Genomic DNA, 21,152 nt, shown 5'->3' with positions numbered 1-21,152 from the left:
ATGTGTGGAATTGTAGGTGTTTTGGGGCAGCACGAGGCGGCCCCTATTCTGGTAGAGGCCCTGAAACGGCTGGAATATCGCGGCTATGACAGTGCCGGAATTGCTACTGTGAATGATGGCGCGCTGGGCCGCAGGCGCGCGGTCGGCAAGCTGGTCAACCTCAGCGACCTGTTGGTGCACGAGCCGCTGCCCGGAAAGTCCGGTATCGGTCATACCCGTTGGGCCACACACGGCGCGCCCTCGGTCAACAACGCGCATCCGCACAAAGCAGGTCCTGTGGCCGTGGTTCATAACGGCATCGTCGAAAACTACCGCGACCTAAGGGCCGAACTGGCCCAGCATGGCGTCGATTTTCAGACCGAAACGGATACCGAAACCGTTGCCTTGATGACCGAGCATCACCTCAACTCGGGCATGTCGCCGGTTGAAGCCGCATTCAAAACGATCGATCAACTCGAAGGCGCTTTTGCGTTGGCGTTTTTGTTCGACGGAGAGGACGACCTGATCGTTGCTGCCCGCAAGGGGTCGCCGCTGGCCATCGGCCACGGGGATGGTGAGATGTATGTCGGGTCTGACGCCATTGCCTTAGCGCCATTGACCAATCAGATCACGTATCTTGAAGAAGGAGACCGCGCGGTTCTGACCCGCACCTCTTTGGAAATCCGCAATGAGGCCGGTGAGCTAGCCAACCGTGAAAAGCGCAAGATCAAGCTGGATCACGCACGCGCTGACAAGGGCGAGCACAAGCACTTCATGGCCAAGGAAATTGCCGAACAGCCCATCGTCGTGGCCGAGGCTATCCGATCTTACTTGCCCACCGGCGGTGACCGCGTTGTGCTGCCGGACACCGAGCTGGATTTCACCAAGCTGGACCGTCTGACCATGGTGGCCTGCGGCACGGCGTTTTACGCCTGTCTGACCGCGAAATACTGGTTCGAACAACTGGCCAAGATGCCGGTCGAGGTCGATATCGCCAGCGAGTTCCGTTACCGCGAGCCTCCGATCACCGGGCGCACCCTGGCGCTGTTCGTCAGCCAGTCAGGAGAAACCGCCGATACGCTGGCCGCATTGCGCTATTGCGAAGGTAAAGCTGACAAGATTGTTTCGGTTGTAAACGTGCCGGAAAGCTCGATTGCCCGCGAAAGCGATATTGCCCTGCCGATTCATGCAGGTGTTGAAATCGGCGTTGCCTCGACAAAGGCCTTTACCTGTCAGCTCAGTGTACTGCTGATGCTGGCACTCAAGGCTGCTGCTGACCGGGGCACGTTGACCGATGAAGAAATCGCCGATCATGCTGCGGCACTGCGTGGATTACCGACTATTTTGAACGCGGCGCTGGATCAGAACCGGGCGATCCGTAAAGCCGCCCAAAGGTTGTCTGAAGCCCGCGATGTGCTGTTTCTGGGCCGTGGCCTGATGTATCCGCTTGCAATGGAAGGCGCGCTGAAGCTCAAGGAAATCAGCTATATCCACGCCGAAGGTTATGCATCGGGTGAGCTGAAACATGGGCCCATTGCCCTGATCGACAAACATATGCCCGTGGTGGTCATGGCCCCGCGTGACACTGTCTTCGACAAGACCGTGTCGAACATGCAGGAAGTGATGGCCCGAAAAGGCAAAGTGATCCTGGTGTCAGATGATGACGGTATAACGGAAGCTGGTGACGGTGTTTGGAGCACCATCCGAATGCCCCACGTTCACAGCAGCCTTGCGCCTATTCTGTATTCCGTTCCCGCGCAACTGCTTGCCTATCACACGGCCGTTGCCAAAGGCACAGACGTGGATCAACCTCGCAATCTGGCCAAGTCGGTCACAGTGGAATGACCTGGCCTGCCCCTGTCACCCTTGCCGGAGATCACGTTCGGCTGGAGCCGCTGAATATTGCACATGCCGAAGCGCTGAAGGCTTCGGCGGCAGATTTGGGACAACTTTGGTATACCTCTATTCCTACTGTCAAAGGGATGGAGGCTGAAATTACCCGCCGCATCGGGTTGCACGACATGCAGCCCTTTACCGTGATGACCCCCGACCGCACTCCGGTGGGCATGACCACCTTCATGAACACGGATGAGGTCAACCGGCGTGTCGAAATCGGGTCGACCTGGATCGGGCGCGCTGTCCAGCGCACCCCGCTGAACACCGAAGCGAAGTTCTTGATGCTGCGCCACGCCTTCGAGGATCTTTCTTGCAATGCGGTCGAGTTCCGAACCCATCGGATGAACTTTCAGTCGCGACGGGCCATAGAGCGGCTCGGCGCGCAGCTGGATGGCATCCTTCGGGCCCATATGGTGATGTCCAACGGCACGCTGCGCGACACGGCAGTATATTCGATCGTTGCCGCGGAATGGCCTACAGTGCACGCGCATCTGCTCCATAAGCTGGAACAATGACAATGGACGAAGCGCTGGCCGCGCTGCAGGCCCATGCCGACCCCGAACGCGCCCAGCAGATGGCGGCCTATCACAAGACCGACCGCCCATATCTGGGCGTTGGAAACCCAGTGCTCAACGACTTGACCAAAGCGTGGCGGCAAGAGCTGGACGTATTCAAACGCGTCGACCTCGCTGGCGCACTGTGGCAAACCAATATTCACGAAGGCCGGATTGCAGCGGCCAAACTGCTGACCCAAGCCCGTATCCGCCCCGACCAAGAAGTTTGGGCCTTGCTGCAAAGTTGGTTGCCGGATTTCGACGCCTGGGCCATTGCCGATCATGCCAGCGTGGCGATGCAAAAGCGCCTGACGGCCAGCCCCGAACGGTTGGAAGAGGTTGAAGGCTGGACCCAATCCAACCACATGTGGACCCGCCGCGCGGCGATGGTTGCGACCCTGCCTTGGACCAAGCAGAACCACCCCAAGCCCGAAGACATACTGCGCCGCGACCGTATTCTAAGCTGGGCTGCCGGATATGTCCCGGATCGCGACTGGTTCATTCAGAAGTCCATAGCTTGGTGGCTGCGTGAGCTGTCCAAACATGACCCAGATCGCGTGATTGCATTTCTGGAAGAATACGGCAACGCGATGAAGCCATTTGCCCGCCGTGAAGCTGGCAAATACCTGAAGGATCAGTTGGCGTAGACCTCGACCTCGACCAGTTCATCCAGCGGCACCAACAAAGCCCGCATGGCGTCCAGCGACAACCGGCTGCCACCGCTGGCTGGGCCCGGGATCGGAACCAGAGTGATGTAAGCCTGCGCCCCGGTTCTTGGCACCACAACGCGCGCCGTTACCTCGCTTTTGACCAAAGGTGTCTGCATCCATCGCCCGGGCGTGGTTGGATCACCCAGCCCGGCGATACTGGTTTTTGCCCCGGCCCAGGTGGGGCGCGCAGATACAGGCTCGGGCTCCAACACTTCTTCTGAAACCGATGTCGTGGACTCCGTTTCGGTAACGGTCTGCGCAGGCGCATCGTCTCTTCCGAAAACGCGGTCAGTCGTGGACCGGACCGCGTCGCAGCCAGCGACCAGCACGCACAGTAACAAAAGCATTTTCTTCATGCCCAAATCCTACAGCCCTGCGCGCATCTGTACCAGCGCAAAGCACAGTTCACCCTTGTCGGGACCCGGTTCCGGCTTTACCTATTACGCCATGACAGCTCCGCTTATCGACCCGTTTGCCCGCGCCATCACATATCTCCGCGTTTCAGTCACGGACCGCTGCGATTTTCGCTGCGTGTATTGCATGTCCGAGAACATGACCTTTCTCCCCAAGAAAGACCTGCTAACGCTGGAAGAGCTGGATCGGATGTGTTCGACCTTTGTGAAGATGGGTGTGGAGAAACTGCGCATCACGGGCGGAGAGCCCTTGGTCCGCCGCAATATCATGACCTTTTTCAACGCAATGACCCGTCACTTGGACAGCGGCGCGCTGAAAGAACTCACACTGACCACAAACGGTTCGCAATTGCATCGCTTCTCAGAGGACCTCTATGCCGCAGGTGTGCGGCGGGTGAATGTCTCTCTGGATACGTTGGACGATGACAAATTCGCCAAAGTCACGCGCTGGGGGCGCTTGAAACAAGTCCTGAACGGCATCGACGCTGCGCAAAAAGCAGGCTTGCGGATCAAGATCAACGCGGTCGCGTTGAAAGGTTTCAACGAACCCGAACTGCCAAAAATCACCGAGTGGTGCGCCGAACGCGACATGGACCTGACCTGGATCGAGGTCATGCCCATGGGCGACATCGGCAACGAAGACCGTCTGGATCAATATTGGTCGCTCAAGGACGTGCGTAAGGAATACGAAAACCACTATACCGTCACCGATCTGGCCGAACGCACCGGTGGCCCCGCCCGCTATGTGCGCCTTGAGGAAACAGGCCAAAAGATCGGGTTCATCACACCGCTGTCTCATAACTTTTGCGAAAGCTGCAACCGCGTGCGCCTGACCTGCACCGGTGAGCTTTATATGTGTCTGGGACAGGAAGATATGGCTGATCTGCGCGCCCCGTTGCGCGATCACCCGGACAGCGAAAAATCTCTGGAAGACGCGATCCGCGCCGCGATCAACCTAAAGCCCAAAGGTCACGATTTCGACTATTCCCGTCAGGCTGTTGATGGCCAGATGAGCCGCCACATGAGCCACACAGGCGGCTGACATGCCCGGCGCAAACGACCGCCCGACGCTGCTGTACCGGTTGTACTGCGGCTTCACTGCTATGGCCCAACCCTTGGCTTGGCTTACCGTGCGCAAGAAGCTGCGCGCCGCAGATGTACCCGAAAACCGTCAGAGGGAAAGACTTGGCTACGCCAGCCTTCCCCGACCCAGCGGTCGTCTGATCTGGTTTCACGCCGCCAGCGTTGGCGAAAGCCTTTCAGTTCTCAGCCTGATCAATCGGCTGGCAGAACGTCTGCCGGATGCCGCGTTCCTCATCACCTCTGGCACACCCACATCAGCTGCCCTGATTGCCAAACGCCTGCCTCCACGAACACGTCATCAATATCCGCCGCTGGATACTGCAGGTCCGGTGAAACGCTTCCTCGATCATTGGAGTCCGGATGCGGGCGTATTTGTCGAAAGCGAAATCTGGCCTCGCCTGATCGTGGAGAGTCATCAACGGAATTTACCACTCGCGCTCTTGAACGCACGATTGTCTGAAAAATCCGTAAAAGGCTGGAAAAAACGCCCGGACACCGCACGCTTCATCTTGTCCAGATTCAGCCTGTTCCTGACCCAGAATGACAAAACGGCAACCAATCTGGTCGACATTGGCGCAGCGCCGGACCGCGTACTTCCGGGCACCAACCTCAAAGCAATGTCTGATCCGTTGCCCGTGGATCAAGGCACTTTGCAAGACATCCAGACACAGATCGCAAACCGCCCCGTCTGGATCGCAAGCTCGACCCACGCAGGCGAAGAAAAAATTATTCTCGCCGCACACAAGACCTTGCTCGAGCGGTGGCCCGACCTGCTCTTACTCTTGATACCGCGCCACCCCGAACGCCGAGGCGATATCGCCACGCTGATCAATGACGCTGGGATGACGGCATCTTTCCGCTCCAATAACGAAACGATCGGGGAAAACACCCAGATCTATGTGGCAGATACATTGGGAGAGACCGGAACTTGGTACGCGCTTTGTCCCATTGTTTTTCTTGGCGGTTCGCTAAAAGAAATCGGAGGTCACAATCCCTTTGAACCAGCTCAGGCCGGGGCCGCCGTGATTACTGGTCCGGGGTATTTCAACTTTGGCGAAACATTTTCCCCGCTGATCGCAACCGGTGGCGCTGTCGAAGTTCAAAACTCCACTGACCTTTCCAAGATCGTGGCGCACTGGTTGTCAGATCAAAACGCTCTGCAAGTCGCACAGGAAGCTGCACAATCTTGTGTAAACACGCAGTCAGATGCTTTGGAATCGGTCATCAATACCTTGTGTTCAGAACTTAATCTGTACACACAGGATCCTTCTTCATCTGGCTAGAAATACCTCGGGGGTGTGGGGGCAGAGCCCCCACCGCCTCCATCAAGCCGCCGGCATTCTTTGTTCAACAATCTCAGCCCACCAGCTGCATCCAGCCGGAATGGCTTCGTCGTTGAAATTGTATTCCGGGTGATGAACCATGGCCGTGTCGCCATTACCCACCAGGATATATGCGCCAGGACGTTCTTCCAGCATGAACGCAAAATCCTCGCCCCCCATGACCAAAGGCGCATCGTCGCAATCCCCGGAAACCGAACGGGCGACATCTGCGGCAAACTCCGTCTGTTCGTCGCTGTTCACCATTACCGGATAACCGCGGATATAGGTCACGTCTGCGGTGCCTCCGAAGGTCGCGGCAACTCCGCTGCAAATCTCGTTGATCCGCATTTCTGCCAGATCGCGCATATCCTTGCTCATCGTCCGCACGGTTCCTTTGATCTGCACCGTCTGCGGAATCACGTTGAAGGCTTTTGACGAGGTTTCAAACGACGTCACAGACACAACCACCTGATCAATCGGGTCCGCATTGCGCGAGGAAATAGTTTGCAGCGCCAAAACCGCCTGCGCGGCCAGGACGGTCGTATCGACCGTCTCATGTGGCTTGGCCGCGTGACCACCACGTCCTTCAAAGGTGATGTCGAACTGGTCGGTCGCAGCAAAGAACGAGCCCGGACGGATCGCGAACTTGCCGACAGGCTGCCCCGGCCAGTTATGCATTCCATAGACTTCCTGAATGTTCCAGCGATCCATCATGCCGTCTTCGCACATCTCACGACCACCGCCGCCGCCTTCTTCGGCGGGCTGGAAAATCACAACAACGGTGCCATCGAAATTACGGGTTTCAGACAGGTATTTCGCCGCGCCCAGCAACATCGCTGTATGTCCATCGTGGCCACAGGCATGCATGGCCCCCGGCGTCTTTGAGGCATAATCCAGCCCGGTCGCCTCGTGGATCGGCAGCGCATCCATATCCGCGCGCAAGCCAATCACTTTGCCTTTGCTGTCCGACTTCCCCTTGATTACGCCCACAACACCTGTGCGCCCAATTCCTGTGACGACGTCATCACAACCGAACTCTTTCAACTTTTCGGCCACAACTGCGCTGGTGCGGTGGGTTTCAAACAGGATTTCCGGGTTCTCGTGCAGATCCCGTCGCCATGCTGTGATCTCATCCTGCAATTCGGCAAAGCGGTTTTTAACTGGCATATCTTCTCTCTCCTAATTCAAGCAGCCGGCATCCGGCGCTCGACCATTTCTGCAAACCACGAGCATCCGATTGGGATAATCTCGTCGTTGAAGTTGTATTCAGGGTGGTGCAACCCGGCGCTGTCACCGTTGCCCAGCACAATGAAGGCTCCGGGTCGTTCTTCAAGCATGAACGAGAAATCCTCACCGCCCATCACCATCGGCGCTTCGATACAGCTGCCTCCCACCGAAACGGCGGCTTCCTCGGCATATCCGGTCTGTGTTTCAGCATTGATCGTCACGGGTACACCGCGCGTATACTCGACATTCACAGATCCGCCGAATGTCGCGGCGATCCCCTTCGCGACCTCTTTCAGGCGCTGTTCGATCAGGTCCCGCATCTCATTGGAATGTGTCCGGACCGTGCCGCGTATCTGTGCCGATTGCGGAATCACGTTGAACGCTTTTGACGACGTCTCGACCGAAGTAACAGACAGCACGGCTTGCAGGATCGGGTCCGCGTTGCGCGACACAATCGTTTGCAACGCCACGATCAATTGCGACAACATCACAGTGGTATCAACTGTCTCATGCGGTTTTGCCGCGTGACCGCCCCGCCCTTCGAGGTGGATGTCAAACTCGTCCGCCGCAGCCAGCAACGGGCCAGAGCGAATGGCAAACTGCCCGGTTGGAACACCAGGTACGTTGTGCATCGCATAGACTTCTTGAATGCCGAACCGGTCCATCAGACCGTCCTTACACATGGCTTCAGCCCCATTACCGCCTTCCTCGGCAGGCTGGAAGATTACGACCGCCGTTCCATCAAAATTGCGCGTCTCAGACAGGTATTTCGCTGCCCCCAAGACCATAGCAGTATGCCCATCGTGGCCGCAGGCATGCATCGCGCCCGGGGTATTCGAGGCATATTCCAGCCCGGTTTGTTCTTGCATCGGCAGGGCATCCATGTCCGCGCGCAGCCCGATCACGCGGCCCTGCGTGTCGCTTTTGCCGCGAATAACGCCAACCACACCGGTACGGCCAATACCGGTGACAACCTCATCACAGCCAAATTCTTTCAGCTTTTCGGCGACCAACGCGCTGGTGCGGTGGGTGTCATACAGAATTTCCGGATGTTGGTGAATGTCACGCCGCCAACCTGTGATTTCATCGTGCATCTCTGCAAGGCGGTTTTTGATCGGCATGTCATTCTCCCAGATTTAAGCGACGGGCAATCGTCGTTCCACAAGCTCGGCAAACCAACTGCAGCCGGCGGGAATTGCGGCGTCATCAAAATTATACTCCGGGTGATGGCACATGGCCGTGTCCCCGTTCCCGATAAAGATGTAGGCTCCGGGCCGTTCTTCAAGCATATAGGCGAAATCTTCGGACGGCATGATCGGGTCCGTGCCGTCATTGATCTTGCCCGCGACAGCCGCCGCCGCTTCGGCCGCGTATGTTGTTTCAGCCTCAGAGTTCACTGTCACAGGGTATCCCGGCTTCCAATCGACCTCGGCCTTGGCTCCAAAGGCCGACGCCGTATCCACGGCAATCCGGCGCACCCGCTCTTCCGCGATTGCGCGGTATTCAGGATCCAGCGTTCGGACGGTTCCCTGTAGACGCACGGTATGCGCAATCACGTTTGACGCTACACTGTCCGTTTCAAAGGTTCCAACTGTCAACACAACGCGTTTGATCGGGTCAACCGTGCGCGAGACCACGGATTGCAAGGCAACAACGATATGTGAAGCCACAAGCGTCGTATCCACAGCGTCATGAGGTGCGGCAGCGTGCCCGCCTTTGCCGGTTACGGTAATTTTGAACTCATCGGATGAGGCCAGCAGCGCACCGGGCCGAATGGCAAACTCACCCACAGGAAGACCGGGCATGTTGTGCATTCCGTAAACTTCCTGAATACCCCAGCGGTCCATCAGCCCGTCCTGACACATGGCCAATCCACCTGCACCGCCTTCTTCGGCTGGCTGAAAGATCAGAACCACGGTGCCGTCGAAATTGCGCGTCTCGGCCAGATATTGCGCCGCCCCCAGCAGCATTGACGTATGCCCGTCGTGCCCGCAAGCATGCATCTTGCCCGAAACAGTTGAGGCATACTCCAGCCCCGTTGCCTCTTCAATCGGGAGCGCATCCATGTCAGCCCGCAATCCGATGACGCGCCCCTGTGTGTCCGAACGCCCCTTGATCACCCCAACAACACCGGTTTTGCCGATGCCGGGTGTAATTTCGTCAACGCCAAACTCTTTCAGGCGGTCCGCAACAAATGCTGCAGTTTCGTGGACGTCATACATCAGCTCGGGATGGGCGTGCAGGTGTCGGCGCCACTTGGTAATCTCGCCATGCATTTCCGCAAGTCTGTTTTTAACGGGCATCTTAAGATCTCCCTCTCGGCTGCCGTCGCCGCTTTACGTCTGATCAAGTGCTCAGCTTTTCAACCAAGCGCTGCATGAATTTGTGACCGGCTTCGAACTGCGCAACCGAGATGAACTCGTTCGGCTGATGCGCCTGCGCAATATCGCCGGGGCCACAAATAACTGCCGAATAACCAGCTTCCTGAAACTGGCCCGCCTCGGTTCCGTAGCTGACAACATGGCTGGCATTGTCGCCGGTCAAGGCACGCACCAGAGTTTCTGCCTCACCGTCCTGTTCAGGCACAAGCCCTGGAATCGAGAAGTTTTCAGACAGCTCAATACGGGCGTCCGGGTGCACTGCTTGCATCCTGGCCTCAATCGCGCGGACCTGTTGAAAATACGCATCCTGCCATTGCGCCTTGGATTCATCCGGCACGGTTCGGAAATCCATCATAAACCGGCAATCCTTGGCCGTAATGTTGTGGGCTGTGCCACCTTCGATCATACCGACATGACATGTTGTCCACGGCGGATCAAACACCGCGGCAACCGGGGTGGGTTCTGCAGCCATGTTCTTAGCATTCTGTTGGTTCGCCCAATCGATCAGAGGCGCGGCCTCCATGATCGCATTGACGCCTGTGTGCATGATCGAGCTATGAACTTCGAATCCCGTGATGTGGGTGTCAAAGCCGAAACCACCTTTGTGCCCCGTCACGGCCTGCATCATGGATGGTTCACCCACGATCACGGCGGATCCTTTGGGCAGAACTTCCTGCATCGCTTCGATCATGGGCGGCGCACCAGTGCAGCCGACCTCTTCATCAAAGCTGAGCGCAAGCTGCAATGGCCGCTTGACCCCAGCGTGATGTGCCTCGACAAGGGCCCAAATGGCCAGCGCATCGAAGCCCTTCATGTCGCAGGTGCCCCGGCCGAAATACTTACCGTCTTTCTCGATCACGGTGAAAGGGTCCGTATCCCACGGTTGCCCATCCACTGGCACAACATCGGTGTGACCGGATAAAACCACCGCGCCTTCTTCGTTCGGACCCACCTGCGCAAAAATCGCGGCCTTGTGCGGTTGGTCCGGGTCCGGCCACCGATGCGGTTCGATTCCGTGGCTTTGAAGATATTCCTCAACCCAATCCACCAGCGGCAGATTGGTTTCACGGCTTACGGTCGGGAAAGAGATCAGCTTGGTCATGATCTCAAGCGGCGTCAGGCGTTTTGCCATTGGTATTAGTATCCGCTATCCGTCGTTAGGATGAAGTGACCCGGCTCAACCTCTTGATAATGCGAAGGTTCAGGCTTGTGGCCAACAGGATGAATAGGAGACGGAATCGGTTTGAAATTCAGGTCCTTTTCGGACTTCCGCTTGTTCGGATCTGCAATTGGAACCGCCTTCATCAATGCCTGAGTATACGCGTGCTGCGGGTTCTCGAAGACACGTGCGCGCGGGCCAAGTTCGACGATGCGACCCAGGTACATGACCCCAACATAATGGCTGACCCGTTCAACCACAGCCATATCGTGGCTGATGAACAAATAGGACAGGCCCAGCTCGGATTGCAGTTCCATCATTAGGTTAAGTACCTGTGCCTGCACCGACACGTCGAGGGCCGAAACGGCTTCATCCGCAATAATCAGCTTTGGGTTCAGGGCAAGAGCCCGTGCAATGGCGATCCGCTGACGCTGACCGCCTGACATTTCATGCGGGAAACGACGCATGAAACTGCGGGGCAGCTGCACCTTGTCGAACAGCTGTGCGACGCGGTCTTGCAGTTCTGATCCAGATGCAACCCCATAGTTGCGCATTGGTTCAGCCACCTGATCCAGCAACTGCATTTGCGGGTTCAGCGACGCGAAGGGATCCTGAAAGATCATCTGCATGTCCAACCGCGCCTTGCGCAGCCCGGACTGATCCAGTTTCATGATGTCCACGCCATCCAGATTGACCTCACCCGCCATCGGCTCAACCAGTCGCAGGATCGAGCGCCCAGCCGAGGACTTGCCACAACCGGATTCGCCCACAAGGCTGAGTGTTTGACCTTTGTTCAGCGTGAATGAGACGTCTTCAACTGCGTGGACGTTCGAAATCGTGCGCCGCAACAACCCACCCTTGACCGGAAAACGCGTCGTCAGATTCTTGACGGTCAGCAGTACATCTTCCGTGCCGGGGATGGGGGCAATGTTTTGTCCTTCCACACCCAACAGTTTCATAGGTTCAGGCGCGGATTTCCCGCGCATCTCACCCAGCTTTGGCACCGCGGCCAGAAGGGCCTTGGTATAGTCATGCTGCGGGTTTTCGAAAATCTCTTTAACAGTGCCCTCTTCGACCTTGTTGCCGCGGAACATGACCACCACTCGGTCGGCCATCTGGGCAACGACTGCCATGTCATGGGTGATGAACATCACTGCTGTGCCGGTTTCCCGCTTGAGACGGTCCATCAAAGCCAAAATCTCGGCCTGAATGGTCACGTCCAAGGCCGTCGTTGGTTCATCCGCGATCAACAGACGCGGTTCGCACGCCATGGCCATCGCAATGACAACACGCTGACGCATACCTCCCGACAGCTCGTGCGGATACTGCTGCAAACGGCGCTCGGGTTCAGGGATCCGTACCTGGCGCAACAGTTCCAAGGCCCGTTCTTCGGCCTGGGATTTCGACATGTCCTTGTGGATTCGCAACCCTTCAGTCAACTGGCGACCGACAGTGAAAACGGGGTTCAGGGCGGTCATCGGCTCCTGAAAGATCATCCCGATCTCGTTTCCGCGAATCTGTTTCATCAGATCCTGGTCGGCTTTGGACAGGTCCATCTCTTCGCCATCACGCCGATCAAACAGCAGCTGGCCGCCTGCAATCTCGCCCCCGCCGAATTCAACCAACCGCATCAGAGACAGCGATGATACCGACTTTCCAGAGCCCGATTCGCCAACGATACAAACGGTTTCGCCCGGATTGACCTCGAACGAGACGTCCTCGACGCCGACGACAGGGCCATCCTTGGTCTGAAATTCCACCCGCAGTTTTTTGATCTGTGCAATAGGCTGATCCAGCACGCGCACGCTCCCCTGACGTTGTCATTTTTGTTCTGAGTGCCGAACGCTACGGCGGGCTACCGGGAAAAGTCAAACGCAATACACATTTTCGCGACGGCACCACTTGCATTTTTCTTAAGTTCTGTTTCGATACCCCACGTAACTGCTTTGGGGAGAGAGCGCGCTTCAAAACGTTAGCGCTATTATCGTTACCGATCAAAACCTTGCCCCAAGGCAGCAACGCCAAGTCCGCAGGCATTGCGGAAATAATCGAGACACAAACGTGTCCAATTCGGGAGTAAATTATGAAAATCAAAACCCTTTTGCTTGGTGCGATTGCGAGCACGGCAATGGCTCCGATGGCCTTTGCCGAGCGCGGATCGGACGGCAATGTCAGCATCATTTATTGGCAAGCGCCGTCGATCCTGAACCCGTTTCTATCCGGTGGTACGAAAGATGTGGAATCAGCCTCATTGGTGATTGAGCCGCTCGCGCGTTACGACCAAGACGGCAACATGGTGCCTTATCTGGCATCGGAAATCCCGACCGTGGAAAATGGTGGTGTCAGCGAAGACCTGACATCGATCACATGGAAGATCGCGCCCGGAATCACCTGGTCGGACGGTTCTCCGTTCACCTCGGCTGACGTGAAATTCACTGCTGACTACTGCATGCATCCCGAAGGCGGCTGCGCGCAGGTCACCAAGTTCGAGGGCGTCACCTCGGTCGAGGCGGTGGATGACCTGACCGTCAAAGTCACATTCGACAAGCCGACCCCCTTCCCCTATGGCCCGTTCGTGGGTGGTGAAAGCCCGATCATTCAGGCCGCTCAGTTCGCGGACTGCCTTGGCGCGAAAGCCCCCGAATGCACCGACCAGAACTTTAACCCGATCGGAACCGGCCCGTTTGTTGTAACCGAGTTCAAACCGAACGACGTCATCACTTTCGCAGCCAACGACAATTATCGTGACCCGGCAAAACCTGCCTTTGCGAGCGTGACCTTCAAGGGCGGTGGCGATGCAACGGCCGCTGGTCGTGCTGTCATGGAAACGGGTGAATTCGACTACGCTTGGAACCTTCAACTGGCGCCCGAAGTGATCGCGCAGATGCAGGAAGGCGGCAAAGGTACCCCGGTTGCAGGCTTTGGCCCGCTGGTCGAGCGTATCATGCTGAACCAGACCAACCCATCGCCCGACCTGCCGGAAGGCGAGCGTTCAACGGCTGCTCATCCGCACCCGTTCCTGCAGGATCCGGCGGTCTACAAAGCCATGTCCATGGCCATCGACCGTCCGCTGCTGGTTGAGATCGGATATGGGCAGGCCGGTAAGGTGACCTGTAACTGGGTTCCCGCCCCTGCGGCCTTCAACTCGACTTCGATGACCTGTGACACGCAGGATATCGCAGGCGCAAATGCGCTGCTGGACGAGGCCGGAATCGTTGACACCAACGGAGACGGCATTCGCGAGAAAGACGGCGTTCCGCTGAAAGTGGTTTACCAAACCTCGACCAACGCTGTCCGTCAGGACTTCCAGGCGCTGATTAAAGAATGGTGGAGCCAAATCGGCATCGAAACCGAGCTGCGCAACATCAACGCGTCGGTCTTCTTTGGTGGTGACCCGGGTTCGCCTGACACCTTCCAGAAGTTCTATGCTGACGTTGAGATGTACGCCAACACCTTCAACGGCACTGACCCGCAGTCTTACCTGGGCAACGGCCTGTGCGACAAAGCACCGAAGCCGGAAAGCCAGTGGCAGGGTGAAAACATCTCCCGCTTCTGCAACGAAGAGTTTGACGCGCTGCACGCCAAACTGGCCGAGACCGCTGGTCTGGAAGCTCGCGCCGAGATCGCGAAGCAGCTGAACGACATCATGGTTCAGAATGGTGGTATGATCCCGCTGGTCCACCGTGGTCGTCTGTCGGCGCACGCGAACACCTTGGGTGGCGTTGTCCTGAACGTTTGGGACAGCGAGCTGTGGAACATTGCGGACTGGTACCGCAAAACCGGCTCCTAAGCACTGATCTTGCAAAGCCGCGCCCCGGTCGTTATCGGGGCGCGGTCATTTGCACACCACCCCAACAAGAAGACGCATATAAAGGCGCCTCTTAATGCTCAATTTCACAATCAGACGACTGGTGCTGGCCGTACCCACGCTGCTGTTCATCAGCCTCGTCATTTTCCTGCTGCTCGAGCTTGCCCCCGGCGATCCGATGGCGCAGGTTCCGCTCACCGTTCCGCCTGAAGTCAAAGAGAAAATGCGCGAAGCGCTTGGCCTAGGCCAGCCGATGCATATCCGGTTTTGGAAATGGATCGTGCAATTCTTCTGGATCGAACCGCAGGTTCTGATCGACCACATGTTTGGCACCACCTTTTCCGAAGGTGATCTGCGTGTGATTTCGTGGCAGACCCGCTCGCCGGTCATGGACATCGTCGCTCAGCGTATTCCCCAGACCTTGTGGGTTGTCGGCACCGCCTATGTGGTCGCCATCCTGATCGCCCTGCCCATCGGCATCTATTCGGCCTACCGCCAGTATTCGTGGTTCGATCAGATGGGCACATTCGTGTCGATGGTTGGTTTCTCGGTCCCGCCCTTCTTCTCGGGCGTTCTGGTGATCGTGATCTTCTCGGTCCAGCTGGGTTGGTTCCCGTCGATCTATGACACAACCCATGTGGTCAACAGCTGGGACAGCTTTGTCGTACAGCTGAAACAGATGATCATGCCGGTCATGGTTCTGGCCTTGCAGATTACCGCACAGCTCAGCCGGTTCATGCGCGCCTCGATGCTGGACAACCTCAATCAGGATTACGTCCGGACCGCACGCGCCAAGGGCCTGAGTGAATACACGGTCGTTATGGTCCATGTCCTGCGCAATTCGATGATCCCAGTGGTCACCGTGATCGCTCTGGGTATTCCGGCCATCTTCGGAGGTGCCATCATCACCGAGCAGGTCTTCAAGGTGAACGGCATCGGCCAATTGCTGATCGGTGCCATTCAGGCCAACGACCTGCCGATGGTGCAAACCCTGACCTTCATCTTTGCCGTGCTGATCGTGCTGTTCAACCTGATCGCCGATGTTCTTTACGGCATTCTGGACCCGAGGATTCGCTATGACTGATACCGACAAATCAGACACGCTGATCCCGGATGAAGGATTGGCAGCCGCCTCGACCGCCGTGCCGGGCGCAGGCGCTATGGAGGAACTGGCAACCCCTCCGCGCAGCCAATGGCGCGATGTGTGGGATCAGTTCAAGACCCACAAGGGCGCGATGGTTGGTGCGATCCTGTTCCTCTTCATCGTTGCAGGTGTCTATCTGGGACCGTACCTGTGGAGCATTGATCCAACGCAGATAGATATCCGTTCGCGCAATCAGGGACCAAGCTGGGCACATCCGTTTGGAACAGACCAGTTGGGCCGGGATATTCTGGCGCGCATGATGTCAGGAGGGCAAACCTCGGTCTCGGTGGGCATCACCGCGATGTTGCTGGCCCTTTTCCTGGGCTCCTTCATTGGTGTTCTCGCCGGGTTCTTCAGGCGGCTCGACGGTCCGCTGATGCGCCTGACCGATCTGTTCCTGGCCCTGCCCCTGCTGCCCTTGCTGCTGGTCATGATGCTGTTGTTCCGAGAGCCTTTATCGGCTGCCTTCGGACTGGAGCGAGGCATCTTCATCCTGATCGTCTGCGCCATCGGCATCACCTCGTGGATGCCGACCGCCCGGATCGTGCGGGGGGATGTACTGGCCATCAAGGAACGTGAATTCGTTCTGGCGGCGCGCTCTATCGGCACCAGCAACAGCCAAATCATCACGCGGCATATCCTGCCGAACGTGCTGTCACCGATCATGGTGTCTGCGACGCTTGGGATTGCCACGGCGATCATTACCGAAAGCGCGCTGTCCTTCCTTGGATTGGGCTTCCCGCCCGACTTTCCGACCTGGGGCCGCCTACTGTTCGACGGGGTAGACTATCTGCAGCAATACCCTGAGCGTGTGTTCTGGCCCGGACTGGCAATCTCGTTGACCGTGCTCAGCGTGAATTACCTGGGCGATGGCCTACGCGACGCGCTGGATCCGCGAATTCGCGGACGTTAAGCAAACTCAGTCGGCGCGCCTGAGCGCGCCGGCCAAAACTGTGATCAGGGCCGCCAGCGGCAGCAACACTGAAAACGCCAAACGCAAGCCAAACAGTTCGGCCAAAAACCCGATCAATGGCGGCCCGATCAACAGCCCCCCATACCCTAGTGTCGCAACACTTGCGATGGCTTGCCCTGGCGGCACAACCGGGTCGCTTGCAGCCCGGCTGAACGCCAGCGGCATAATCACGGCATAGCCTACACCCATCAGTGCAAAACCAGCCAATGCGGGTAGAGGTGTCACTGCTGATACCACAGCAAACACGCCAACTGCAGCGCATAACCCGCCAAATCGGGCCGTGGCAACCGGGCCGAAGCGTGTAATGACAACTGCGCCCGCCAGGCGAAAGGCTACCATTGTCACTGAGAAAACGGCGTAGCCCAAGGCCGCAACACTTTCGGTCGCATTCGTAATGTCGCGCAAATAGATCGCGCTCCAATCCGCGACAGCGCCTTCCCCCAGGGCCCCGCACAATGCGGTGAACCCAACCAACACCAATATACCGGACGGCAGAGCAAACACGGATCCCTGCCCGCGCTCTGAACGTTTTGAAGTCCAACGCACCCAGGAAGAGGTGAGTGCAAAGGCCACGACGAGTCCCCCCGCCAGCAAGAAGTGCGCAAGAACACTCAGCCCCATCTGAACAGCAACATATCCGCTCAGCGCGCCAAGGCCCGCGCCCAGGCTCCACATCGCATGGAAAGAGGACATTACAGGTTTGTCAAAGGTCTGTTCAACCTCAGCCGCCCAAGCGTTCATTGCCACGTCCATAGAGCCGTGGAAGGCACCAAAGATGAACAGGAAGACCGCCAACCCCCAAAATCCACCGGCCATGGCTAGCAGGATTAGCGACAGAGTATAAAGCACTGCAATGACCCGGGTAACGGCAACAGCGCCGAACTGATCCGTGAGCCGCCCGGTGATAGGGAAAGAGCAAACAGCACCAGCCGCCATGAACAGCAACCCATAGCCCAGTTCTTCATGAGACAGACCCAACCTGTCGCGCACAGCAGGGATGCGCGAGGCCCATATTCCGAACAGTGCCCCATTCAGGATAAACATGGCAGAAACAGCCCGCCATGCTGCAATTATGGTAATCACCGAAAACCCTCGCGTCGCTCGCCAACGCCCCTTGTTCTACAGGTCCGGCCGAATTTGGCAATTGACGCTCAACCAAGCCGCTTGCGGATCCGTCGAATTGCGAACCAGACTCCGGCCACCACCGGGACCGTTACCGCCGCCGTCAGCATACCCTTGCTGATCCCCGACGCCGTCAGCGGATACAAAAGATAGCTTACCAAAGAAACCGCGTAGTAGCTGATTGCAACAACGGACAGGCCTTCGACCGTGTGTTGCAGCCGTAACGCCAGATCCGCCCGACGGTCCATGCTTTCCAACAACGCTTGGTTCTGCGCACTGCGTTCCACATCCACCCTGGTCCGCAACAACTCGCCAGCTCGGATGGCCCTGTCTGACAATGCCTGAAGGCGGCGTTCGGTGGATTTTACGGTACGGATCGCAGGGTCATAGCGCCGCATCATGAAATCGGCAAAGTTCTGACCGCCCTGGAACCGCTCTTCCCGCAATACTTCAATCCGCTGATTGACGATAGCTTCGTACGCGCCCGTAGCCCCGAACCGGAACGAACACCGAGCTGACAGAGTTTCAAGTTCAATCGACGTCGACAAGAGATCATGCAGCAGCGCGTCGGGCTGAGCCGAGTTGTCGGTCATCTGCTCCATCAATTGTGTAAGCTGCCCATCCAGTTCTCCAATGCGCGGCATCAGCTGCTTGACGCGCGCAAATCCCAACATGGACATCGCCTTGTAGGTCTCAATTTCGCAGAGGCGTTGAACAATTCGCCCTGTCCGGCGCCGACCGGCACCTTTGGCCACAAACAAAGCAAAGCGCATGTGACCTGCCGGATCGATACGAAAATCACTGGCGCAAACAGCGGCATCGTCCAGCACCCTAGCTACGGCCAGGCTTTCAGGCTCGAACCAATCAAGCAATTTGGACTTAATCGCATCGTCACTTTCGCGCTCAACCACACGAACCATCACAGACGTGACCCTTTGGCCCGGACTGGCCATCAGCCAATCGGGTGGAAAGACTTCGAAATCGGCCGGATTGAACGCACGGTCGCTCACGTTCTGAGCGATTGCCGTGTAGGTGACAAACTCTGTGTGTTGCTCCCATTTCAGCCAATGTCGACCGATCTGACCGGCGTAATGTGTGGCATCAGGCTGAGGGTGCTGCGCGCCATGGCGATCCAGAAGATTGATCAAATGGGCCAAATCCTGGCTACGATCACGCGCAACCGCAGCCTCCGGCTTTTTGATCGCCAGAAAGGCCACTGTGCAGGGCATGGACGCAACCGGGAACGGTCGCGCATGCAATTCATTGGCCAACGCATATCGAAGGGGATGGTCGTCTATCGGTGTCATTCAGGGCTCCGCCTCATCGCGCGCACTATACGATACATATGGCTTTCTTCAATTCTCTTTTTGTTTCATATACTTACAGGGATACAAAGGTATACAAGCCTGCTATCTCATTGATTTGGTTGCCACAGCTCGATCGGGTTGCCCTCGGGATCGTGGATGCGTGCGAATTTCCCAACCTCGCTGTCCCAATCCGGATGCGTTTCAACGGCGATTCCAGCCGCCTCCAGTTGCCGAGTCATGGCCGCCAGATCATCGACACGGAAGTTGATCATCCATTGCTGATCTTCCCGCCCGAAATACTCGGTGTCCTGCGCAAACGGAGCAAAGACAGTATAGCCTTCGCGTTGTTTCCAAGGCACGGGATTGTAATGATCGACGCCCAGGTGTTCCGCGTACCACGCACTCAAAGCTTCTGGATCGCGTGCCCGAAAGAACACGCCCCCTATGCCATTCACCTTCTGCATCACAAACCTCCTGACCAAGCCATTTTATCACAATCCGCTGCTTCATCTGGCTAAAGATACCTTGGAGGTCAGGAGGCAAAGCCTCCTGCAACACAAAAAAGAAAAGGGCGCCCAAAGGCGCCCTTTGCAATTGGATTAAGCCTTTTGATCAGTCGATCATGGGCAGCAGCTTGTCAAGCGACTGTTTTGCGTCACCGTAGAACATGCGGGTGTTCTCTTTGAAGAACAGCGGGTTTTCGATGCCCGAATACCCGGTGCCCTGACCACGTTTCGACACAAACACCTGCTTGGCCTTCCAGCATTCCAGAACCGGCATGCCAGCAATGGGGCTGTTTGGATCTTCTTGTGCAGCCGGGTTCACGATGTCGTTCGAACCGATGACGATGGCCACATCCGTTTCAGGGAAGTCCTCGTTGATCTCGTCCATTTCCAGAACGATGTCATACGGCACCTTCGCCTCAGCCAACAGCACGTTCATATGGCCCGGCAGACGACCCGCAACAGGGTGGATCGCAAAGCGCACATTCTTGCCCTTGGCACGCAGCTTACGGACCAACTCGCTGACTGACTGCTGCGCCTGCGCCACGGCCATACCGTAACCCGGGATGATGATAACGCTGTCCGCATCGTTCAAAGCCGCAGCCACACCATCAGCCTCGATAGCCACCTGCTCGCCTTCGACCTCCATCTGCGGGCCCGAGCTGCCGCCAAAGCCGCCCAAGATCACGCTGACGAAATGCCGGTTCATCGCCTTACACATGATGTAAGACAGGATCGCACCGGACGAGCCCACCAGCGCACCGACGACGATCAGAAGGTCGTTGCCCAGGCTGAAGCCGATCGCGGCAGCCGCCCAGCCCGAATAGCTGTTCAGCATTGAAACAACCACCGGCATGTCGGCCCCGCCGATGCCCATGATCAGGTGATAGCCGATGAACAGCGCCGCCAGGGTCATCAAAAACAGCGGGAGGAAGCCACCGGTGCTGGTATACCAGAACAGGCAGATCAGCGAGAGACCCGCAGCCGCCGCGTTCAATGCATGACCGCCGGGCAGTTTGGTCGCCGCCGACGTTACCTTACCCGCCAGTTTGCCATAGGCTACAACCGAGCCGGTAAAGGTGATCGCACCGATGAAGATACCCAGGAACAGTTCCACGTGCAGGATTGCAAGTTCCGCCGGGGTTTTCTTGGCAATCAGCTTTGCGAATGCCCCCAGATCGGACAGGTCCGCATCTTTGGCGCTGTTAACGATGGCCATTACCTGCGCCACGTTGCCGATTTCAAAATGCGCATTGAAGCCCACAAAGACCGCTGCCAGACCAACCAGCGAGTGCATTGCTGCCACCAGTTGGGGCATTTCGGTCATCTGGACGCGCTGCGCTACGTATTGACCGATCAGACCGCCGCCAATGATCAGCAGGATCGACAGCAGCCACAGGCCAGAACCAGGGCCAACCAGAGTGGCAAAGACCGCCAGCGCCATACCGACGATGCCGTACCAGACCGCGCGCTTAGCGCTTTCTTGGTTCGACAGACCACCCAGCGACAGGATGAACAGAACAGCCGCAACAACGTAAGCGGCAGTAGTGAAGCCAATCATCTACCCGGCC

General features: G+C 57.4%; 18 protein-coding genes. 8 read left to right on the top strand and 10 right to left on the bottom strand.

Annotation, left to right across the window (positions count from 1 at the left end; translation table 11 throughout):
- From glmS to GOV91_RS11190, 3 genes are read left to right on the top strand one after another with little or no spacing between them, the layout of a single operon-like run.
- Nucleotides 1-1,824 carry a glutamine--fructose-6-phosphate transaminase (isomerizing) gene (gene glmS, locus GOV91_RS11200; protein WP_171175200.1) on the top strand — a complete coding sequence of 608 codons (1,824 nt, stop codon included), beginning with the start codon at nucleotides 1-3 and terminating at the stop codon, nucleotides 1,822-1,824.
- Nucleotides 1,821-2,390: a GNAT family N-acetyltransferase gene (locus GOV91_RS11195; protein ID WP_171235560.1), complete on the top strand. Its 570-nt coding sequence runs from the start codon at nucleotides 1,821-1,823 to the stop codon at nucleotides 2,388-2,390. Before glmS ends, GOV91_RS11195 begins: the two co-directional genes overlap by 4 nt.
- Nucleotides 2,387-3,076 carry a DNA alkylation repair protein gene (locus GOV91_RS11190; RefSeq protein WP_171175204.1) on the top strand — a complete coding sequence of 230 codons (690 nt, stop codon included), beginning with the start codon at nucleotides 2,387-2,389 and terminating at the stop codon, nucleotides 3,074-3,076. Before GOV91_RS11195 ends, GOV91_RS11190 begins: the two co-directional genes overlap by 4 nt.
- On the opposite strand, the gene GOV91_RS11185 is transcribed toward GOV91_RS11190, so the two are convergent.
- Nucleotides 3,064-3,495 (bottom strand): hypothetical protein, encoded by a 432-nt coding sequence (locus tag GOV91_RS11185; protein ID WP_171235559.1) that lies wholly within the window; start codon nucleotides 3,493-3,495, stop codon nucleotides 3,064-3,066. The two genes, GOV91_RS11190 and GOV91_RS11185, sit on opposite strands and share 13 nt — an antisense overlap.
- 91 nt (nucleotides 3,496-3,586) lie before the next feature.
- On the opposite strand from GOV91_RS11185, the gene moaA reads away from it, so the two are divergent.
- Together moaA and GOV91_RS11175 are read left to right on the top strand one after the other, a co-directional pair.
- On the top strand, nucleotides 3,587-4,594 hold the full coding sequence (gene moaA, locus GOV91_RS11180) for a GTP 3',8-cyclase MoaA (protein WP_171235605.1): 1,008 nt from the start codon (nucleotides 3,587-3,589) through the stop codon (nucleotides 4,592-4,594).
- Between the two features lies 1 nt (nucleotide 4,595).
- On the top strand, nucleotides 4,596-5,918 hold the full coding sequence (locus tag GOV91_RS11175) for a 3-deoxy-D-manno-octulosonic acid transferase (RefSeq protein ID WP_171235558.1): 1,323 nt from the start codon (nucleotides 4,596-4,598) through the stop codon (nucleotides 5,916-5,918).
- Between the two features lie 42 nt (nucleotides 5,919-5,960).
- Here GOV91_RS11175 and GOV91_RS11170 read toward each other — a convergent pair whose 3' ends face one another.
- Genes GOV91_RS11170 through GOV91_RS11150 form a run of 5 tightly spaced genes read right to left on the bottom strand, consistent with a single transcriptional unit; the run spans nucleotide 5,961 to nucleotide 12,523 of the window.
- A complete protein-coding gene (locus tag GOV91_RS11170) occupies nucleotides 5,961-7,124 on the bottom strand; it encodes a M20 aminoacylase family protein (protein WP_171175209.1) in 1,164 nt (387 codons plus the stop codon).
- Nucleotides 7,125-7,141: 17 nt separating this feature from the next.
- Nucleotides 7,142-8,305 (bottom strand): M20 aminoacylase family protein, encoded by a 1,164-nt coding sequence (locus tag GOV91_RS11165; protein ID WP_171175211.1) that lies wholly within the window; start codon nucleotides 8,303-8,305, stop codon nucleotides 7,142-7,144.
- Nucleotides 8,306-8,320: 15 nt separating this feature from the next.
- Nucleotides 8,321-9,487: a M20 aminoacylase family protein gene (locus GOV91_RS11160; protein ID WP_171235557.1), complete on the bottom strand. Its 1,167-nt coding sequence runs from the start codon at nucleotides 9,485-9,487 to the stop codon at nucleotides 8,321-8,323.
- 43 nt (nucleotides 9,488-9,530) lie between these two features.
- Nucleotides 9,531-10,697, bottom strand: coding sequence for an acetylornithine deacetylase (argE, locus tag GOV91_RS11155; protein ID WP_171235556.1), 1,167 nt, complete (start codon nucleotides 10,695-10,697; stop codon nucleotides 9,531-9,533).
- A 5-nt stretch (nucleotides 10,698-10,702) separates the two neighbouring features.
- Entirely contained in the window at nucleotides 10,703-12,523 is a 1,821-nt protein-coding gene (locus GOV91_RS11150) for an ABC transporter ATP-binding protein (RefSeq protein ID WP_171175217.1), read from the bottom strand.
- A 284-nt stretch (nucleotides 12,524-12,807) separates the two neighbouring features.
- Here GOV91_RS11150 and GOV91_RS11145 point away from each other — a divergent pair, with 284 nt between their 5' ends.
- The 3 genes from GOV91_RS11145 (at nucleotide 12,808) to GOV91_RS11135 (ending at nucleotide 16,589) form a co-directional block, all read left to right on the top strand.
- The gene (locus tag GOV91_RS11145) at nucleotides 12,808-14,514 is read left to right on the top strand and encodes a peptide ABC transporter substrate-binding protein (RefSeq protein ID WP_171235555.1); all 1,707 of its coding nucleotides are present in this window, start codon (nucleotides 12,808-12,810) and stop codon (nucleotides 14,512-14,514) included.
- Between the two features lie 94 nt (nucleotides 14,515-14,608).
- Nucleotides 14,609-15,616, top strand: coding sequence for an ABC transporter permease (locus GOV91_RS11140; RefSeq protein ID WP_171235554.1), 1,008 nt, complete (start codon nucleotides 14,609-14,611; stop codon nucleotides 15,614-15,616).
- Entirely contained in the window at nucleotides 15,609-16,589 is a 981-nt protein-coding gene (locus tag GOV91_RS11135; protein WP_171175221.1) for an ABC transporter permease, read from the top strand. Before GOV91_RS11140 ends, GOV91_RS11135 begins: the two co-directional genes overlap by 8 nt.
- Nucleotides 16,590-16,595: 6 nt before the next feature.
- On the opposite strand, the gene GOV91_RS11130 is transcribed toward GOV91_RS11135, so the two are convergent.
- The 4 genes from GOV91_RS11130 to GOV91_RS11115 all read right to left on the bottom strand — a co-directional run bounded on the left by GOV91_RS11130 (nucleotide 16,596) and on the right by GOV91_RS11115 (nucleotide 21,142).
- On the bottom strand, nucleotides 16,596-17,732 hold the full coding sequence (locus GOV91_RS11130; protein ID WP_371732304.1) for an MFS transporter: 1,137 nt from the start codon (nucleotides 17,730-17,732) through the stop codon (nucleotides 16,596-16,598).
- A 68-nt stretch (nucleotides 17,733-17,800) separates the two neighbouring features.
- Nucleotides 17,801-19,078 carry a DUF3422 family protein gene (locus GOV91_RS11125; protein WP_171235552.1) on the bottom strand — a complete coding sequence of 426 codons (1,278 nt, stop codon included), beginning with the start codon at nucleotides 19,076-19,078 and terminating at the stop codon, nucleotides 17,801-17,803.
- Between the two features lie 107 nt (nucleotides 19,079-19,185).
- Entirely contained in the window at nucleotides 19,186-19,542 is a 357-nt protein-coding gene (locus GOV91_RS11120; protein WP_171235551.1) for a VOC family protein, read from the bottom strand.
- 148 nt (nucleotides 19,543-19,690) lie between these two features.
- Nucleotides 19,691-21,142: an NAD(P)(+) transhydrogenase (Re/Si-specific) subunit beta gene (locus tag GOV91_RS11115; protein WP_171235550.1), complete on the bottom strand. Its 1,452-nt coding sequence runs from the start codon at nucleotides 21,140-21,142 to the stop codon at nucleotides 19,691-19,693.
- Nucleotides 21,143-21,152: the final 10 nt, after the last annotated feature.

Origin of the sequence: Ruegeria sp. HKCCA6837, assembly GCF_013034475.1 — a bacterium.
Taxonomy (GTDB): Bacteria; Pseudomonadota; Alphaproteobacteria; order Rhodobacterales; family Rhodobacteraceae; genus Ruegeria.
The sequence above is the reverse complement of the archived record's forward strand: the minus strand, read 5'-3'. Positions and strand labels throughout refer to the sequence as shown.